We start from the raw sequence: 16,980 nt of genomic DNA, 5'->3' as shown, positions 1-16,980 counted from the left end.
TGGTCATCCATGGGGTTTTCAGCGACTCTGGAACGAATTCAATAATAACCCTGCGGGCTTGCGGTTGTTTCTGACCCCCTAACATCAGATAATACCGCCCGCCTTCACAGGGGATAATCCAAATCTGATGACTGAGTACCTGCTTTTACTGATTGGCACCGTGCTGGTGAACAACTTCGTGCTGGTGAAATTTCTCGGCCTCTGCCCCTTCATGGGCGTCTCCGGCAAACTGGAAACCGCCATCGGCATGGGGCTGGCAACCACCTTTGTACTGACTCTGGCCAGCGCCTGCTCCTATCTGGTGGAGCACTACATACTGCTGCCACTCTCGGTGGGTTACCTGCGCACCCTCGCCTTTATTCTGGTGATCGCCGTGGTAGTGCAATTTACCGAGATGGTGGTGCGCAAGAGCAGCCCGACCCTCTACCGACTGCTCGGCATCTTCCTGCCGCTCATCACCACCAACTGCGCCGTGCTCGGGGTCGCCCTGCTCAACATCAACGAGCGCCACAACTTCATCCAGAGCATCATCTATGGCTTTGGCGCGGCAGCAGGCTTTGCCCTGGTGCTGGTGCTGTTTGCCGCCATGCGTGAGCGCCTGGTGGCTGCCGACATACCAGCGCCGTTTCGCGGCGTCTCGATTGCCATGATCACCGCTGGCCTGATGTCCCTTGCCTTCATGGGCTTTACCGGCCTCATCAAGATATAGCGCTATGACTCACTTATTGTTTGCCATCCTGGTTCTGGCGCTGTTGGCCCTGGCCTTCGGCCTGATACTGGGATTTGCCGCCGTCAAGTTCAAGGTCGAGGCCGATCCCATCGTCGATCAGCTCGACGCCCTGCTGCCCCAGACCCAATGCGGCCAGTGCGGCTATCCGGGCTGCAAGCCTTATGCCGAGGCCCTCGCCAATGGCGACGCCGTCAACAAATGCGTGCCCGGTGGCGACGCCACCATGCGCAAGATCGCCGATCTCATGGGGGTCGAACCTCTGGCCATGGGGGACGGCCATGCCGCCGTGCCCATCAAGAAGGTCGCCTTCATTCACGAAGATCAGTGCATAGGTTGCACAAAGTGCATCCAGGCCTGCCCGGTGGACGCCATCGTCGGCGCCACCAAGGCGATGCATACGGTGATCACCGACGAGTGCACGGGTTGCGATCTCTGTGTCGACCCCTGCCCCACCGACTGCATCGAGATGATCCCCGTGCCCACCACGGTCGATAACTGGAAGTGGGATCTCAACAGCGTAGTTATCCCGGTCAAGATGGTGGAGTAGTCATGCAATCTATTATTGAACGCATCAAGGCCGGGGCTCTGTGGGATTTTCATGGCGGCATCCATCCCCCGGAGAACAAGCATCAATCCAGTCAGCACCCTGTGGTGCAGGCGGGGCTGCCCCCCGAGCTCATCATACCGGTGCGCCAGCACGCGGGCCTGGCTGGGGAACTGCTGGTCAAGGTGGGAGACAAGGTGAAGAAGGGCCAACCCCTCACCGCCTTCGAGCGTGGCCGCTTCGTGCCGGTCCACGCCAGCAGTTCAGGGGTCATCAGCGCCATAGGGCAACACACTGTCGCCCATCCCTCCGGCTTATCCGATCTTTGCATCACCCTGATCCCGGATGGAGAGGATGCCTGGTGCGAGCGCCAGCCCCAGCCCGACTACTGGAACCTGGACAGGGTCAGTCTGCTTGAGCGCATTCAAGGTGCCGGCATAGCAGGCCTTGGCGGCGCCGTCTTCCCGACCCACAGCAAGCTCGATGGCCATGGCCAGCTCACCGAGATCCTGATCATCAACGGCCTGGAGTGCGAACCCTACATCACCACGGATGACCGGCTAATGCGCGAATACGCCGACGAGATCCTCGACGGCATTCGGGTACTCAAGCACCTGCTCAAGCCCAAGCTCTGCCTGATCGGCATCGAAGACAACAAGCCGGACGCCGCCAATGCCCTGCGCCAGCAGATCAGCGAAGAGGACATCATGGTACGGGAGGTGCCGACCAAATATCCCTCGGGCGGGGCCAAGCAGACCATAGAGCTGCTCACCGGTCGTCAGGTGCCCAAAGGAGGTCGTGCGGTCGACATCGGCATCATGGTGCTCAACGTCGCCACCGTATTCGCCATCAAGCGCGCCGTCATGGATGGCGAGCCCCTGATCGAGCGCATCGTCACCCTCACTGGCGAGGCCTTCAAGCAGCCGGGCAATGCCTGGGTGCGCCTTGGCACCCCGGTACGCTGGCTACTCAAGCGTTTCGAGCTGCAGCCGGAACCGGGCCAGCGGGTGATCATGGGGGGCCCCATGATGGGCTTCACCTTGCCCCATGCCATGGTGCCCGTGGTCAAGGCCACCAACTGCCTGCTCGCGCCAACCCAGGCCGAGCTGCCAGCCCCCGAACCCGAGCAGTCCTGCATCCGTTGCAGCGCCTGCGCCGATGCCTGCCCCGCCACCCTGCTGCCCCAGGAACTCTATTGGTACAGCCGGGCCAAAGAGTATGAAAAGGCCGAGAAGCTCAACCTGTTCGACTGCATAGAGTGCGGCGCCTGTGCCTGGGTCTGCCCGAGCCAGATCCCTTTGGTGCAGTACTACAAGATTGCCAAGGATGATATCCGCGAAGCCCGGGAAGAAGCCGAAAAGGCCGAGCGCGCCCGGTTGCGTTTTGAAGCCAAGCAAGCTCGCTTCGAGCGGGACAAGGCCGCCCGCGAGGCACGCCATGCCGAGGCCGCCGCCCAACGCCGCCAGGCCATGGCCGCCGCCAGTGGCGAAGATCCCGTGGCCGCAGCACTGGCGCGGATCAAGGCCAAGCAGGATGTCCCTCACGTCGGCGCAGAAGCACCGGACAATGTCGCCATGGCCGCCGCCCGCGAGGCGCGCAAGCAAGAAGCGCTAGCCCGCCGCGCCGCCAAGGCAGCCGAGTTGCCAATCTCCCCCTCTACCGTGGCTGACGGTGAACCTGCGCCCGAGACGATGGATCCCAAGAAGGCTGCCATTGCCGCCGCCATCGCCCGTGCCAAGGCCAAGAAGGCGGCAGAGGCCGAGGAGCCAGGGGTCGCCGTCGAAGCCTCTTCCCCAGCCGTGAGTGACAGCGAGCCCGCCCTCGACACTGTGGATCCCAAGAAAGCCGCCATTGCCGCCGCCATCGCCCGAGCCAAGGCCAAGAAAGCGGCAGAGGCCGAGGAGCCGGGGGTCGCCGTCGAAGCCTCTTCCCCAGTCGTGAGTGACAGCGAGCCCGCCCTCGACACTGTGGATCCCAAGAAAGCCGCCATTGCCGCCGCCATCGCCCGTGCCAAGGCCAAGAAAGCGGCAAAGGCCGAGGAGCCGGGGGTCGCCGTCGAAGCCTCTTCCCCAGTCGTGAGTGACAGCGAGCCCGCCCTCGACACTGCGGATCCCAAGAAGGCTGCCATTGCCGCCGCCATCGTCAAGGCCAAAGCGAGAAAGGCCGCGCAAGAAGAAGCTGCTCCCGCAGCAGAGCCAGCACCACCCAGTGCCACCAGCAGTGAGTCTGCCCCCGACACTGCGGATCCCAAGAAAGCTGCCATTGCCGCCGCCATCGCCCGCGCCAAGGCCAAGAAAGCCGAACGGGACACCATTTCCGACAGCAAGATGGATACCTGAGTCATGTTCAATATTGCCAGTGCCCCCTTTGCCCATAACCGCAAGCAGACCCAGACCCTGATGCTGCTGGTTATTCTGGCCTGTGTGCCCGGGCTGGCCGCCCAGCTCTGGTTCTTCGGCTGGGGCTCGCTGATCCAGATAGCCCTGGCCGCTGTCATGGCGCTCGGCTGCGAGGCGCTGGTACTGCGCCTGCGGGCTCGCCCCATCAAGCCAGCCTTGCTCGATGGCAGTGCCCTGCTTACCGCCGTGTTGATAGGGATAGCGCTGCCTCCCCTGCTGCCCTGGTGGATGACCCTGGTCGCGACCGCCTTTGCCATCATCATCGCCAAGCACCTCTATGGGGGTCTGGGTCAGAACCTGTTCAACCCTGCCATGGTGGCCTATGTGCTGCTGCTGGTCTCCTTCCCGGTGCAGATGACCAGCTGGCTGCCGCCCGAGAGCATTCGCGCCTACGGCATCGGCTTTGGTGACGCCGTCTCGACCATCTTTACCGGTTTTAGCCTGGACGGCTACAGCATGGCCCAGCTCAAGCAGGGGGTGGATGGCCTCACCATGGCGACGCCACTCGATACCCTCAAGACGGGGTTGGGCCAGGGACTGACCGCCAGTGAAGTCATGAGCCATGCGGTGTTCGAGGGCTGGGGCGGTATCGGCTGGAGCTGGGTCAATCTGGGTTATCTGCTGGGCGGCCTCTTCTTGTTGCAACAGAAGGTGATTGCCTGGCGGATCCCGGTCGCCGTGCTGGCCAGCCTGTTTGGCGCCGCGACCCTGGGCTATCTCATCAGCCCCGACGTCACCGCCACCCCCATGTTCCACCTGTTCAGCGGCGCCACCATGCTGGGGGCGTTCTTCATCGCCACCGATCCAGTCAGCGCCTCCACCACGGCGCGGGGCCGCCTCGTCTATGGTGCCCTCATCGGTGTGCTTATCTACCTCATCCGCCGGTTCGGGGGCTACCCGGACGCCATCGCCTTCGCCGTGCTGCTGGCCAACCTTTGCGTCCCCATGATTGACAGCCTGACTCGTCCCAAATCTTATGGGGAGCGCCGCAAATGATCCGCACTTTCCACGCCGTTCCAGGCGTGCCGCCATGCCGGCCGGTACGCCCCAAATCGGCCTCGCCCTGGCATGGTTTGCCATGCTCGCCCCTCATGTCCGATGGGGAGACTTGCCAATGAGCCGTTGCCCACGTGCCGTTCAAGGAGTGCCAATATGTTAACCAGCATGCGCAAGAATGGCCTCACGCTGGCCCTCTTTGCCCTGGTCTGCACCAGTCTGGTGGTGGCGACCCATCTGCTCACTCGAGACAAGATTGCCCATCAGCAACAAAGAGAGCAGCTCGCCACCTTGAATGAGCTGATCCCCCCGGGCAGTTATGACAACGATCTGGTGGCCAGCTGCAAGCAGGTGACCAGCCCCATGCTTGGTAGCGAGCAGGCCATGCCGCTCTACACCGCCATGTTGGCAGGCAAGGTGACCGGCTATGCCCTGGAGACAGTCGCCCCCGATGGCTACAGCGGCGCCATCCGCCTCATCGTCGGCACCGATGCCTCGGGCAAGGTGAGCGGGGTTCGGGTGTTGGCGCACAGGGAGACCCCGGGGCTGGGAGACAAGATTGAGCTGAAGAAGTCGAACTGGATCTTGAGCTTCAACGGTCACAGCCTGACCGGAGACAATGCCAATAGCTGGGCAGTCAAAAAGGATGGCGGTGATTTTGATGCCTTCACCGGTGCGACCATCACCCCCAGAGCCGTGGTGAAGGCGGTTGCCAACCTGCTGCGTTTGCAACAGACTCACCCCGAGGTGCTGGCAGATGCCCCCTCTTGTGAACGTGCCGGAGAGAGCCAATGAGCGACGAGAAGCAAGGTAGCGAAATCAAGGAGCTGATGCTCCAGGGGCTCTGGAAGAACAACCCCTCCCTGGTCCAGGTACTGGGGCTCTGCCCGACCCTGGCGGTCTCCTCCACCTTCACCAATGCCCTGGGACTGGGGCTGGCCACCATGGCGGTGCTGATAGGCTCAAACCTGGCGGTTTCCCTGGTTCGTCACTGGGTACCCCGCGATATTCGCATCCCCATCTATGTGATGATCATCGCCTCCCTGGTGACCTGCGTGCAGCTGCTGATGAATGCCTATACCTATGGCCTCTATCAGGCGCTCGGCATCTTCATCGCCCTCATCGTCACCAACTGCGTCATCATAGGGCGGGCCGAGGCCTATGCCTCCAAGCAGCCTCCCCTGCTGGCGGTTCTCGATGGCCTGATGATGGGGTTGGGTTTCACGCTGGTACTGTTACTGCTCGGCGCCATGCGCGAGATCATCGGCATGGGCACCCTGTTTGATGGTGCCGACCTGCTGCTCGGCGACTGGGCCAAGTCCCTGCGCATCGAAATCTTCGCCCCCGGTTCGGCCTTGCTGCTGGCCATCTTGCCGCCCGGCGGCTTTATCGGCCTGGGGCTGCTCATCGCCGCCAAGAATGGCATCAATGACTGGCTAGGCCGCAAGCAGGTGGCAGAGAAGGCCCATTGCAGCGTGCCGGCACCGGGCGCCCGCGCCACCGAGTTATAAATACAACCCGCATGTGAGCGATAGATGAATAATGAGAAACGCCGCCAGATCCTGGCGCGGCTGCGCGAACACAATCCGTCGCCCAAGACCGAGCTCAACTACAGCACCCCCTTCGAGTTGCTCATCGCGGTGCTGCTCTCGGCCCAGGCGACAGATGTCGGGGTCAACAAGGCGACCGACAAGCTCTATCCGGTTGCCAATACCCCGGCCAGCATACTGGCGCTCGGGGTCGATGGCCTCAAGCAGTACATCAAGACCATAGGCCTGTTCAACACCAAGGCCGAGAACGTCATCAAGACCTGCGCCATCCTGCTGGAGCGCCATGGCGGCGAGGTACCGGAGAACCGCGAGGCCCTCGAGGCCCTGCCGGGGGTGGGCCGCAAAACCGCCAATGTGGTGCTCAATACCGCCTTTGGCTGGCCGACCATCGCCGTGGACACCCATATTTTTCGGGTCTCTAATCGCACGGGGTTCGCGCCAGGCAAGAATGTGGATCAGGTGGAGGAGAAGCTGCTCAAGGTGGTCCCCGCCGAGTTCAAGCTGGATGTCCATCACTGGCTGATCCTGCATGGGCGCTACACCTGTCTCGCTCGCAAGCCGCGCTGCGGCTCCTGTATCATTGAAGACTTGTGTGAGTACAAAGAAAAAATCTACCCGGAGAACTGAGCAATGAGAATTCTGCATACCATGCTGCGCGTTGGCGATCTGCAACGCTCCATCGATTTCTACACCCGCGTACTGGGCATGACGCTGCTGCGCAAGAGCGAGAACAGCCAGTACAAGTACACCCTGGCCTTCGTCGGTTATGGGGATGAGAAGGATGAGGCCGTCATCGAGCTGACCTACAACTGGGGCGTGAGCGAGTACGAACTGGGCTCGGCCTACGGTCACATCGCTCTGGAAGCCGACGACATCTATGCCACCTGCGAGGCACTGCGCGCCGCGGGTGCCAAGATCACCCGCGAGCCGGGTCCCGTCATGGGTGGCAGCACCGTCATCGCCTTCGTCGAAGACCCCGATGGCTACAAGATTGAGCTGATCGCCAAGAAAGATGCTGGTCACGGTCTGGGCGAGAGCGTCTGATAGTCCAGGGCTGGCTGCCGGGACGATAACAAAAGGGGGGAGCCATTGGCTCCCCCTCTGCTATTGATAAACCGCCATGTCACAGCAAGCTGGGCTGTCCGTCGAGGAATACCAGCCGCTTGCCCGCCTGATTGGGGGCAACGAAGGGCAACTCGTTGCTGTTGACCACATAGATGCCGTTTTTGAACTGGAAGATAGGCACCGTTGGCAAGGCGCGGGGCACCAGCAGATCCCCCAGGTCGCTGCGTACCGTCAGCACGGTATAACGTCCCGGGGAGAGACCCAGTATGGGGCCAAACTCGCTGCCATCGGCTTCACGTACCGCTTTTACGTAGACGCTGAACTCCTCATAACCCGGCACCAGACACTCGTGGGTATAGGCGCCAATGCTGATCGTCGTCACCAGCAGAGGAGCTTGATAGTCATGACACGTCAGGCCAGCGAGGTTGCCGGAACGCAGCAGGGGTTGCAGCCGGATGGGCTCCTGGCTCACATCGGCAAGGGGTTCGCGGATCTGGTACTGCTCAAGCAGGACGCGGCGCACCACCTCGGCATCATCATAGGCTTCGCCATCCCGCAGGGGCGCCGTTACCACGCTGGCACGGGTCAGCGGATAGGCCTGCACCAGGGAGCCGGGCAGCATGATACCCTTGCCCTCTTGCTCGCTGAGGCTGACTTGTTCGCGATAGGGGTTGTCACGGATCAGATTGGGGTAGCCACCATAGGCGGTGACGTTCCAGGCCCAGCTCATGGTGGGTTCCTGGACATAAGGACCCTGTTGGTCGGGGCTATTGGCGCAACCAGTCAGTGCCAGGGTACATACCAAGCCTGCTAGGGCTGTCAGTTTCATCATCTGGGGGTATCTCTCATCGCATCATGGCGCCAGCATCCCTTATCCGGCACCCGTGAGTCCCAAACTAACAAAAATCAGATGGCTCCGCTACGTCCCATGCTGATCACGACCCGCCGGTTCTTGGCTCGCCCCTCTTCGGTCTCGTTAGAGGCGACATGTTGCTTCTCCCCATGACCTTCCACCGAGATTTTCCCCTCTTCTATCCCCAAATCGAGGAACACCTTCTTGATGGCATCGGCGCGTTTCTCGGAGAGCTTCTGGTTCGGCCAGCGTCCGCCATAACTGTCGCTGTAGGCGTCGATCACCACCACATCAATGGTGCTGTCCGCCTTGATGAACTCGCTGATCATGGCAAGCCGGCGCTTGGAGGAAGCCGACAGGCTGTCGCTGTTCTTGTCATAGGTGAGCACGCTAAAGGCGATGTCATTGAAGCTGTACGGCAAGAGGCCGTTCAGGCAATCCATGAAGGCCTGGTACTTGACCCTGAAGTTGACGTTGGAGAGCGATACCCGTACCGCCCGGTTCTGACGATACCAGTCCCGGTATTGAAAGGTGGGCATGCGACCATTTTCAAGCTCGTCGAGCATGGTCCAGGCCGTTTGGCCATCGACCAGGCCGTCAAATTGCTTGAAGAAGCGGATCTGGCTGATATCTCGCCCGGCGAGGCCCGGACGCCAGTTGGGAGGCATGCTGCCCAGACTCACCGTCTGGGTCTGCGCCTGCTGACGCAGCCCTTTGAGTTCGAAATCGAGATTTATCTTGCGCCCGGCCCGGCTCACAAAGGCACCGGTGCCCCAGCTCGGGATGGGGTGTTCGAGACGACACTCGACCTGGCTGTCTGCGGTCAGGCGCCAGACGGATTGATCCAGGCCGGCGCCAAACTCGGTCACCCCCGCCTGCAAGTGCATGCTCACCGACATGCTGATCAATCCCAAGGTCCACGCCTTCACTCGCCTCTCCTCTGCCAGGTCCGCGCCCATGTCACACGGACACCTTTCATCTTTCTCAAGCCTGTATCGGCATCCGCCGGACAAGCTTTAGGGAGCAGGCGGCAATTCTTTGCCGCTCGAGACCAGAGGGGCGGGCATGGGGCATGGGCAACCTTGAGCGCCTGTCACCCGGGAGCGACCAGATCAGCGGCTGAGTCTGCGGCATGGGCAACCTAGTTGACCTGTCACCCGGGCGCGACAAATGAAGGCTGATTTGCCATAATGCCGCCTCACTTCAAGCCGACCGAGATCCCATGACCGACGCTGTTAACACTCTCAAAGGCCGTTTCCGTGGCTTTTACCCCGTCGTCATCGATGTTGAAACCGCTGGATTCAATGCCAAGACAGATGCCCTGCTCGAAATCGCCGCCTACACCCTCAAGATGGACGAGGCAGGCTGGCTGGTGCCCGACCAAGTCTTTCACTTCCACGTTGCCCCCTTCGAAGGCGCCAACCTGGAGAAGGCAGCCCTCGACTTTACCGGCATAGATCCCTACAACCCGCTGCGCGGTGCCGTGGACGAGAAGGAAGCACTCACCGAGATCTTCAAGGGGATCCGCAAGGGCATGAAGGAGCAGGATTGCAACCGCGCCATCGTCGTGGCCCACAATGCGCCCTTTGATCACGGTTTCGTGATGGCCGCCGCCGAACGTGCGGGCCTCAAGCGCAATCCCTTCCACCCCTTTGCCACCTTCGACACTGCCGCCCTCTCGGGTTTGGCGCTGGGTCAGACGGTCTTGGCCAAGGCGTGTCAGACCGCCCGCATTCCCTTCGATAACAAAGAGGCGCACTCGGCCCTCTATGACACTGAGCGCACCACGCTGCTGTTCTGTCATATCGTCAATCGCTGGAAGGCGCTGGGGGGTTGGCCTCTGCTGGAAAGCGATGAAGCCGTGGACGAGGCGACGGAGCAAGACGTGGCCTCCGAACAGTAGTCATCTATTGCCTTGCGAGAAGGGCTGCCACGGCAGCCCTTCTTTGATATCCGTTCGCGGAAGTGACTGACAGAGCCATTTCTATGAATTTTTACTCGACTTTTGTCCCGTTTTTCGCAAACTAACGCCCTTTCACACGCCAGACAACAACACATCATTATAAGGAAGTCACATGAATCCTGTTGTTATCGCAGTCTCGCTGATGCTCGTGCTCAGCCTGCTGCGGATCAATGTGGTCGTCTCATTGTCGGTCAGCGCCATCGTCGGCGGCCTGGTCGGGGGCCTGTCGCTCTCCGATACCCTCAGTACCTTCAGCGGTGGCTTGGGTGGCGGTGCCGAGATAGCCCTCTCCTACGCCATGCTGGGGGCCTTCGCGGTCGCCATCTCCCGCTCGGGCATCACGGATCTGCTGGCTCGCAAGGTGATCAGTCAACTCGGCAAGGATGCGAGCCAATCGCGGATGCTCTGGGTCAAGACCCTGTTGCTGACCTCAGTGCTGGCGGTGTCCATCTCCTCCCAGAACCTGATCCCGGTCCACATCGCCTTCATCCCCATACTGATACCGCCACTCTTGCACGTCATGGCGCAGATGAAGATGGACAGACGCCAGGTGGCCTGCGTCATCACCTTCGGTCTGACCGCGACCTATATGCTGCTGCCGGTCGGCTTTGGTGGCATCTTCCTCAACAATATCCTTGCCAAGAACCTGATGGATAACGGTGTGACCCTGGTCAACAGCCAGATCCCCCAAGCCATGGCGCTGCCGGTATTTGGCATGTTCCTCGGTCTGCTGGTCGCCGTATTCATCAGCTATCGCAAGCCGCGCCAGTATGATCTGGCCAAGATCCTGGCCGCCGAGCCCGAATCCGTCGAGCTGAACCTGACCCACATCTGGGTCGCCCTGCTCGCCATCGCCGTGGCGCTGGGGCTGCAGCTCTACACCGACAGCATCGTCCTGGGCGCCCTGACCGGGTTCATCATCTTCACCTGCGGTGGCGTCATCAAGTTTCGCGAGAGTCAGGATGCCTTCACCCAGGGCGTGCGCATGATGTCCCTCATCGGCTTCATCATGATCTCCGCCGCCGGTTTCGCCGCCGTGATGAAGGAGACCCAAGGGGTCGAGAGCCTGGTGCAATCCGTTGCCAACCTGATCGGCCACAACAAAGGAGTCGCCGCTTTCCTGATGTTGCTGGTTGGCTTGCTCATCACCATGGGGATAGGCTCCTCCTTCTCCACAGTGCCCATCATTGCGACCATCTACGTGCCGCTCTGTCTGCAATTTGGCTTCTCCCCCATGGCGACCATCGCTCTGATAGGTACAGCCGGCGCCTTGGGTGATGCAGGCTCCCCCGCCTCCGACTCGACCCTCGGGCCCACCTCTGGCCTCAATACCGACGGCCAGCACGACCACATCTGGGACTCCGTGGTACCCACCTTCATTCATTACAACATCCCGCTGATCCTGTTTGGCTGGATTGCCGCCATGGTGCTGTAACAGGTTCCCCGGCGTCATCGTTAAGTAGACAAGCCCTCGCTCCGCGAGGGCTTTTTACTGGGCGCGGGCTAGCGCTGGCCAGCAGGTCAGTGGCTCAGCCCGCGAGATGGGCGATGGCCTATATACTTCAACTGACCAACAAGGAGCTAACCCATGAAACCTGCATATTGGCTGATTGCCCTGCTGTTTAGCACCAGTGCCCTGGCGTTCCACTGCCCGATCGACATGAAACAGATAGACGATGCCCTGGCGGCAGGCCCGGCGCTCAATGCCGAGCAGCTCGCCGAGGTCAAAGCACTCAGGGCCGAAGGCGAAACCCTGCACAAGGCCGGGCGTCATCAGGAGTCCGTCGATACCCTGGACAGGGCCAAGGCGCTGCTCGGCATCGACAAGACCTGAGCCACCTTGCCCTGAAAATCAGGCCGAACCGACGATCCGGCCCTGTCCCTACCCCATAGGTAGAGAGCAAAAGCCCCCGCCACGGCGAGGGCTTTTGCATGATGACGCCAGGAGCCGATGCCTTGGCCCGGTGGCCATATTGGCGCGGCTATCGCGCCTTGCAGACTGCGAGCGCTTGATCCTAGACCCGACCGCTATAGACCAGGGTGCGGTAGTTGAAGGCTATCTGGCCATCGACGGCGCAGCGGGCAAACTCGTGGCGAATAAGCGCCGTCAACCCCTCATAGGCCTCGCTGCCGATGGCGGGCGCATAGGAGGAGGAGTTGAGCCGCCCCAGAACACCTTCGAGGTCGAACATCTGGCAATTATCGAAGCAATCTAGCCGATACTCTCCCTCGAAGAAGGCGTCGAAGTCGGCCTCGCCAAGGTTGCGATGATTGACCTCCTCATAGTCGCTGGAATAGGCACGCAACCCCGCCTCATAGGCCTTGAGAAACGGGGTGTCGGTCAGCCTGTCGTTCCAGATGAGGGCAACCCGGCCACCTGGCTTCAACACTCGGCGACACTCGGCCTTGAAGGCGGCCCGGTCAAACCAGTGAAAGGCCTGGGCCACGGCAACCAGATCCAGACTGGCATCGGCCAGACCGGTTGCCTCCGCACTCCCTGCCTGCCAGCAGATATTGCTGACCCCGGCCAGCAACGCCTCGGCGGCGGCACGCATGTCAGCATTGGGCTCCAGCGCCCAGACTCGGTTCACCCGCGGCGCAAGTTCCGCCGTCAATATGCCGGTACCCGCCCCTACATCGACCACCACGGCGTCTTGTCCCATGCCGAGGCACTGCGTCAGAAAATCCAGCATGGCCGCCGGGTAACCGGGGCGATACTTCACATAAGCCTCAACCCGGGCCGAGAATCGTTGGGTACTGTCCATTACATGCTCCTCTTGCATGATTGTCTCTGGGAGACACAGGGTCAGGCCGTGATGGCATGACCCCGTTGCCTGGCGCCTATCGGCTCGGATTCCCATCCTTGACAGCATCCAGCCAAGTCACCGCCCATCAACCGCTCTACTCGGTCAGCCAATCGATGGCCGCCGCCTCGTCATCAAAGGCCTTCACCTCACCCGAGATAAACCAGTTGCCGACCTGGGCGGCGAGAGTCTGCCAGCCCGGCTGACCATAGAGGGCTATCTTGCCAAACTCGCTGCCATGCTTGAGCCCCAGCTTGAGATCGTCCCAGGCGGCGCGCAGCTCCCACCCCTCCAGCTCGCGGGCATCGAGCAGCACCCTCATCCCCCTGCCCTCGACCCGGCTCAGCGCCGCCTCCAGCATGGGGGTGATGGCCAGATAATCCTCATGGCTCAGTCTGCCAACCGCCTTGATTGAAATAAAGGAGACATCATTCACCCGGGCCAGTCCCAGGGTCAAACCATGTTGTTGCATTGTCATCACCTATCCTCCCCTAAGGAAGGTGCGAATAAGCGGGGAAATTCTTCTCGGCTGACTCAGTCATTTCATTTCTTCATGTTTGAGCCGTTTTTTCTCCCGTAAATGCCTTGAATCAGCCTATTTAGACCGTTTCTTCGCCATTTAAGGCGTTATTCCCAGTTTTTAGTGAGATCTCTCCCACTGACGTATCATTTGGTCCGCCCGAAACAGGTTGGCCAGCGTGAATAACATCGCCAGTTGGTTATCGTTTTTCAGCAACCCCTTGTATCTGGCTTTCACGAAGCCGAACTGTCGCTTGATGATGCGAAATGGGTGCTCCACCTTGGCCCGGATGCTGGCTTTCATGTATTCGATGTTGATGGCCGTTTTGTTCTTGCGTGGATGCTGTTTCAAGGTTCTTACCTTGCCGGGGCGCTCGGCGATCAGCCAGTCCACATCCACCTCGGCCAGCTCCTCGCGCTGTGGCGCCCCTTGGTAGCCGGCATCGGCTGAGACAAATTGCTCCTCTCCATGCAGCAGATTACCCAGCTGATTGAGGTCATGCTCGTTGGCCGCGGTGGTGACTAGGCTGTGGGTCAGGCCACTCTTGGCATCGACACCAATGTGGGCCTTCATGCCAAAGTGCCACTGATTGCCTTTCTTGGTCTGATGCATCTGCGGATCGCGTTGCTGCTCTTTGTTCTTGGTCGAGCTGGGTGCCTCAATGATGGTGGCATCGACCAAGGTGCCTTGAGTCATCATGACGCCTGCTTCGGCCAGCCAGCGATTGATGGTCTTGAACAATTGGCGGGCCAGTTGATGCTGCTCCAGCAGGTGGCGGAAATTCATGATGGTGGTGCGGTCCGGCAAGGCGCTATCCAGGGATAACCGGGCAAACAGACGCATGGAGGCGATTTCGTACAGAGCATCTTCCATCGCGCCATCGCTCAGGTTGTACCAATGCTGCATGCAGTGAATGCGCAGCATGGTTTCCAGCGGATAAGGTCGCCGGCCATTACCAGCCTTGGGATAAAACGGCTCGATGACTTCCACTATGTTTTGCCATGGCAGAATCTGCTCCATGCGGGACAAGAAAATCTCTTTTCTGGTCTGACGGCTCTTACTGCTGAATTCACTGTCGGCGAAGGTGAGCTGATGACTCATGATGAACCCTGTTTCATGGCTCCAAATGACAAATATGATCTCATATCAGGGACTTGTTCGCACCTTCCCCGGGGCCGCCACCGCCATGGGGTATGGCGAAGGTCTTGTGCAGGTTGAGGTGTGACACGTCGGCGCCGATGAAGCCTGGGGCGGTGACGCCGACCTGGGCATTCATGTTGGCACCATCCAGATAGACCTGGCCACCATGCTGGTGAACGATGTCGCACACCTCCTTGATGGTCTCCTCGTACACCCCGTGGGTGGAAGGATAGGTGACCATCAGGCAGGAGAGCCTGTCTCCCACTTCCGCCGCCTTGGCGCGCAGATCGTCAAGATCGACGTTACCGGACTTGTCGCAGGCGGTGACGATCACCTTGAGGCTGGCCATCTGGGCGGAGGCCGGGTTGGTACCGTGGGCAGAAGCCGGGATCAGGCAGACATCGCGATGCCCTTCCCCGCGAGACTCGTGGTACTTCTTGATGGCGAGCAGGCCCGCGTATTCACCCTGGGCACCGGAGTTGGGCTGCATGCAGACCGCATCATAACCGGTGATCTTGACCAGCCAGTTCTCCAGATCCGCCAGCAGCAGCTGATAGCCTTTAGCCTGCGCGAGCGGGGCGAAGGGGTGCAGCTTGCCAAACTCGGGCCAGGTCACCGGGATCATCTCGGCGGTGGCGTTGAGCTTCATGGTGCAAGAACCAAGCGAGATCATGGCGTAGTTCAGAGCCAGATCCTTGGCCTCGAGACGGTGGATGTAGCGCAGCATCTCGGTCTCGGAGTGGTACTTGTTGAACACCTCGTGGGTCAGCACGGCGTCGGTGCGCAACAGCTCGGCCGGGATCCCCTGATGAGCCTGCGCCTTGGCATCCAGGGTCTCGATATCCAGACCGTGATCCTGGCCGAGGAAGAGGTCGAACAGCTCGGCCACATCTTCGCGGGTACTGGTTTCAGACAGGGAGACACCGACGGCGCCATCCAGATCGGCGCGCAGGTTGATGTTCATGGCATCGCCACGGGCAACCAGGGCGGCCTTGTCGGCGGTCAGGACGGTGATGGTGTCGAACCAGCTGTCGTGCTTGAGGGTCAGCCCCTTGGCCTTGAGTCCCAATGCCAGGATGCTGGTCAAACGGTGCACGCGGTTGGCAATGGTTTTGAGGCCAACCGGGCCGTGATAGACGGCGTAGAAGCTCGCCATGTTGGCCAGCAGCACCTGGGCGGTACAGATGTTGGAGTTGGCCTTCTCGCGGCGGATGTGCTGTTCACGGGTCTGCATGGCCATGCGCAGGGCAGACTTGCCACGGCTGTCCTTGGAGACCCCGATGATGCGGCCCGGCATGGAGCGCTTGTAGGCATCGCGGGTGGCGAAAAACGCCGCGTGGGGGCCACCGTAGCCCATGGGCACACCGAAGCGCTGGGCGCTGCCCAGCACCACATCGGCACCCAGCTCGCCCGGGGACTTGAGCAGCAGCAGGGAGAGAATGTCGGCACTGACGCAGGCCAGCCCTTTCTGGGCCTGTACTGCCTTGATCAGGGCGCCCAGATCGCTCACCTCACCGGTGGTCGAGGGGTACTGGAACAGGGCACCAAACACCTCCTCGTTCACCGCCTCGGCGGCCGGGGCCACCACCAGCTCGAAGCCGAAATGGACGGCGCGCTCGCGCACCACGTCGATCACCTGGGGGTGAACGTCATCGGCGACGAAGAAGAGATTGGACTTGGACTTGGCCATGCGCTTGGCCAGGGCCATGGCTTCGGCGGCGGCGGTGGCTTCATCGAGCAGGGAGGCGCTCGCCAGATCCATGCCGGTCAAATCGAGCGTCAGCTGCTGGAAGTTGAGCAGGGCTTCGAGGCGGCCCTGAGCCAGTTCCGGCTGATAAGGGGTATAGGCGGTGTACCAACCCGGGTTTTCCAGCACGTTGCGCAAGATGACGTGGGGCACATGGGTGTCGTGATAACCCATGCCGATGTAGCTCTTGGCGATACGGTTCTGAGCGGCGTAGCCCTTGAGTTTGGCCAGTGCCTCTACTTCCGTCATGGGCGCGCCTATCCCGAGCGGGGCATCGCGACGAATGGCGGCGGGGACGGTCTGGCTGATGAGGTCATCCAGACTCTCGGCACCGACTGTGGCCAGCAGGGCGCGCAGTTCGCTCTCGCCCGGGCCTATGTGGCGACGCAGAAAATTGGTTTTTTGCTCGAGTTCAAACAGTGACTGGGTCATTTCCCTATTTCCTAGTAGATATGCCTGATAGAAGGTATTGCCAAGCTGAGGTGCCACTCGGCGGCTCGCAGGCACTTGCCCACGGCGGATAGACAGGATCCCGCACAGGATAAATCCGCGGGATTAGCCAGGGATGCTAGCCAGTCGGCAAGGCTGCGCGCTCCCCCGGCAAAGCCCCCGCGCCATGCAGAGGCTCATAGCAAAAGGCCCTGCACGCGTGCAGGGCCCAGGGCGACA

16 protein-coding genes and 1 pseudogene are annotated in these 16,980 nt (G+C 61.0%); 11 read left to right on the top strand and 6 right to left on the bottom strand.

Features of this window, described 5'->3' with window-relative positions; translation table 11 throughout:
- Positions 1-127 precede the first annotated feature (127 nt).
- From rsxA to gloA, 8 genes are all read left to right on the top strand, one after another.
- The gene (rsxA, locus tag ACSMDR_RS18000) at positions 128-709 is read left to right on the top strand and encodes an electron transport complex subunit RsxA (protein ID WP_005909250.1); all 582 of its coding nucleotides are present in this window, start codon (positions 128-130) and stop codon (positions 707-709) included.
- A 4-nt stretch (positions 710-713) separates the two neighbouring features.
- A complete protein-coding gene (gene rsxB, locus ACSMDR_RS17995) occupies positions 714-1,277 on the top strand; it encodes an electron transport complex subunit RsxB (RefSeq protein WP_436469131.1) in 564 nt (187 codons plus the stop codon).
- A gap of 2 nt (positions 1,278-1,279) precedes the next feature.
- Positions 1,280-3,613, top strand: coding sequence for an electron transport complex subunit RsxC (rsxC, locus tag ACSMDR_RS17990; protein ID WP_436469130.1), 2,334 nt, complete (start codon positions 1,280-1,282; stop codon positions 3,611-3,613).
- A gap of 3 nt (positions 3,614-3,616) precedes the next feature.
- Positions 3,617-4,669, top strand: coding sequence for an electron transport complex subunit RsxD (gene rsxD, locus ACSMDR_RS17985; RefSeq protein ID WP_005900970.1), 1,053 nt, complete (start codon positions 3,617-3,619; stop codon positions 4,667-4,669).
- 156 nt (positions 4,670-4,825) lie between these two features.
- Positions 4,826-5,464 (top strand): electron transport complex subunit RsxG, encoded by a 639-nt coding sequence (rsxG, locus tag ACSMDR_RS17980; RefSeq protein WP_436469129.1) that lies wholly within the window; start codon positions 4,826-4,828, stop codon positions 5,462-5,464.
- Positions 5,461-6,180 carry an electron transport complex subunit E gene (locus ACSMDR_RS17975; RefSeq protein ID WP_436469128.1) on the top strand — a complete coding sequence of 240 codons (720 nt, stop codon included), beginning with the start codon at positions 5,461-5,463 and terminating at the stop codon, positions 6,178-6,180. Before rsxG ends, ACSMDR_RS17975 begins: the two co-directional genes overlap by 4 nt.
- Positions 6,181-6,204: 24 nt before the next feature.
- Positions 6,205-6,846 (top strand): endonuclease III, encoded by a 642-nt coding sequence (gene nth, locus ACSMDR_RS17970; RefSeq protein WP_436469127.1) that lies wholly within the window; start codon positions 6,205-6,207, stop codon positions 6,844-6,846.
- A gap of 3 nt (positions 6,847-6,849) precedes the next feature.
- The gene (gloA, locus tag ACSMDR_RS17965) at positions 6,850-7,263 is read left to right on the top strand and encodes a lactoylglutathione lyase (RefSeq protein ID WP_005900964.1); all 414 of its coding nucleotides are present in this window, start codon (positions 6,850-6,852) and stop codon (positions 7,261-7,263) included.
- 79 nt (positions 7,264-7,342) lie between these two features.
- On the opposite strand, the gene ACSMDR_RS17960 is transcribed toward gloA, so the two are convergent.
- Both ACSMDR_RS17960 and ACSMDR_RS17955 read right to left on the bottom strand, forming a co-directional pair.
- Positions 7,343-8,116 carry a hypothetical protein gene (locus ACSMDR_RS17960; RefSeq protein WP_436469126.1) on the bottom strand — a complete coding sequence of 258 codons (774 nt, stop codon included), beginning with the start codon at positions 8,114-8,116 and terminating at the stop codon, positions 7,343-7,345.
- Between the two features lie 74 nt (positions 8,117-8,190).
- On the bottom strand, positions 8,191-9,066 hold the full coding sequence (locus tag ACSMDR_RS17955; protein WP_436469125.1) for a flagellar protein MotY: 876 nt from the start codon (positions 9,064-9,066) through the stop codon (positions 8,191-8,193).
- A gap of 293 nt (positions 9,067-9,359) precedes the next feature.
- Here ACSMDR_RS17955 and rnt point away from each other — a divergent pair, with 293 nt between their 5' ends.
- The 3 genes from rnt (at position 9,360) to ACSMDR_RS17940 (ending at position 11,934) form a co-directional block, all read left to right on the top strand.
- Positions 9,360-10,040: a ribonuclease T gene (gene rnt, locus ACSMDR_RS17950; RefSeq protein WP_005900959.1), complete on the top strand. Its 681-nt coding sequence runs from the start codon at positions 9,360-9,362 to the stop codon at positions 10,038-10,040.
- A gap of 172 nt (positions 10,041-10,212) precedes the next feature.
- Positions 10,213-11,535, top strand: a complete 1,323-nt coding sequence (locus tag ACSMDR_RS17945) for a Na+/H+ antiporter family protein (protein ID WP_005900957.1) — start codon at positions 10,213-10,215, stop codon at positions 11,533-11,535.
- A gap of 153 nt (positions 11,536-11,688) precedes the next feature.
- Positions 11,689-11,934, top strand: coding sequence for a PA2433 domain-containing protein (locus ACSMDR_RS17940; protein WP_005900956.1), 246 nt, complete (start codon positions 11,689-11,691; stop codon positions 11,932-11,934).
- Positions 11,935-12,115: 181 nt separating this feature from the next.
- Here ACSMDR_RS17940 and ACSMDR_RS17935 read toward each other — a convergent pair whose 3' ends face one another.
- From ACSMDR_RS17935 to gcvP, 4 genes and pseudogenes are all read right to left on the bottom strand, one after another.
- Positions 12,116-12,865 (bottom strand): class I SAM-dependent methyltransferase, encoded by a 750-nt coding sequence (locus ACSMDR_RS17935; protein WP_436469124.1) that lies wholly within the window; start codon positions 12,863-12,865, stop codon positions 12,116-12,118.
- 136 nt (positions 12,866-13,001) lie between these two features.
- A complete protein-coding gene (locus ACSMDR_RS17930) occupies positions 13,002-13,382 on the bottom strand; it encodes a SpoIIAA family protein (protein WP_436469123.1) in 381 nt (126 codons plus the stop codon).
- A gap of 162 nt (positions 13,383-13,544) precedes the next feature.
- On the bottom strand, positions 13,545-14,525 hold the full coding sequence (locus ACSMDR_RS17925; RefSeq protein ID WP_171006542.1) for an IS5-like element IS5 family transposase: 981 nt from the start codon (positions 14,523-14,525) through the stop codon (positions 13,545-13,547).
- Positions 14,526-14,586: 61 nt separating this feature from the next.
- A pseudogene (gene gcvP / locus ACSMDR_RS17920) lies at positions 14,587-16,743 on the bottom strand (aminomethyl-transferring glycine dehydrogenase); the annotation flags it as partial.
- Between the last annotated feature and the right edge of the window lie 237 nt (positions 16,744-16,980).

Origin of the sequence: Aeromonas molluscorum (assembly GCF_051376105.1) — a bacterium.
Lineage (GTDB): Bacteria > Pseudomonadota > Gammaproteobacteria > Enterobacterales > Aeromonadaceae > Aeromonas > Aeromonas molluscorum.
This window is presented reverse-complemented; position numbering and strand designations above follow the sequence as displayed.

Bases quoted from the DNA above. Each gene is read 5' to 3' on its own strand.
- rsxA (WP_005909250.1), top strand. From the start codon at position 128: ATGACTGAGTACCTGCTTTTACTGATTGGCACCGTGCTGGTGAACAAC.
- rsxB (WP_436469131.1), top strand. From the start codon at position 714: ATGACTCACTTATTGTTTGCCATCCTGGTTCTGGCGCTGTTGGCCCTG.
- rsxC (WP_436469130.1), top strand. From the start codon at position 1,280: ATGCAATCTATTATTGAACGCATCAAGGCCGGGGCTCTGTGGGATTTT.
- rsxD (WP_005900970.1), top strand. From the start codon at position 3,617: ATGTTCAATATTGCCAGTGCCCCCTTTGCCCATAACCGCAAGCAGACC.
- rsxG (WP_436469129.1), top strand. From the start codon at position 4,826: ATGTTAACCAGCATGCGCAAGAATGGCCTCACGCTGGCCCTCTTTGCC.
- ACSMDR_RS17975 (WP_436469128.1), top strand. From the start codon at position 5,461: ATGAGCGACGAGAAGCAAGGTAGCGAAATCAAGGAGCTGATGCTCCAG.
- nth (WP_436469127.1), top strand. From the start codon at position 6,205: ATGAATAATGAGAAACGCCGCCAGATCCTGGCGCGGCTGCGCGAACAC.
- gloA (WP_005900964.1), top strand. From the start codon at position 6,850: ATGAGAATTCTGCATACCATGCTGCGCGTTGGCGATCTGCAACGCTCC.
- ACSMDR_RS17960 (WP_436469126.1), bottom strand. From the start codon at position 8,116: ATGATGAAACTGACAGCCCTAGCAGGCTTGGTATGTACCCTGGCACTG.
- rnt (WP_005900959.1), top strand. From the start codon at position 9,360: ATGACCGACGCTGTTAACACTCTCAAAGGCCGTTTCCGTGGCTTTTAC.
- ACSMDR_RS17945 (WP_005900957.1), top strand. From the start codon at position 10,213: ATGAATCCTGTTGTTATCGCAGTCTCGCTGATGCTCGTGCTCAGCCTG.
- ACSMDR_RS17940 (WP_005900956.1), top strand. From the start codon at position 11,689: ATGAAACCTGCATATTGGCTGATTGCCCTGCTGTTTAGCACCAGTGCC.
- ACSMDR_RS17935 (WP_436469124.1), bottom strand. From the start codon at position 12,865: ATGGACAGTACCCAACGATTCTCGGCCCGGGTTGAGGCTTATGTGAAG.
- ACSMDR_RS17930 (WP_436469123.1), bottom strand. From the start codon at position 13,382: ATGACAATGCAACAACATGGTTTGACCCTGGGACTGGCCCGGGTGAAT.
- ACSMDR_RS17925 (WP_171006542.1), bottom strand. From the start codon at position 14,525: ATGAGTCATCAGCTCACCTTCGCCGACAGTGAATTCAGCAGTAAGAGC.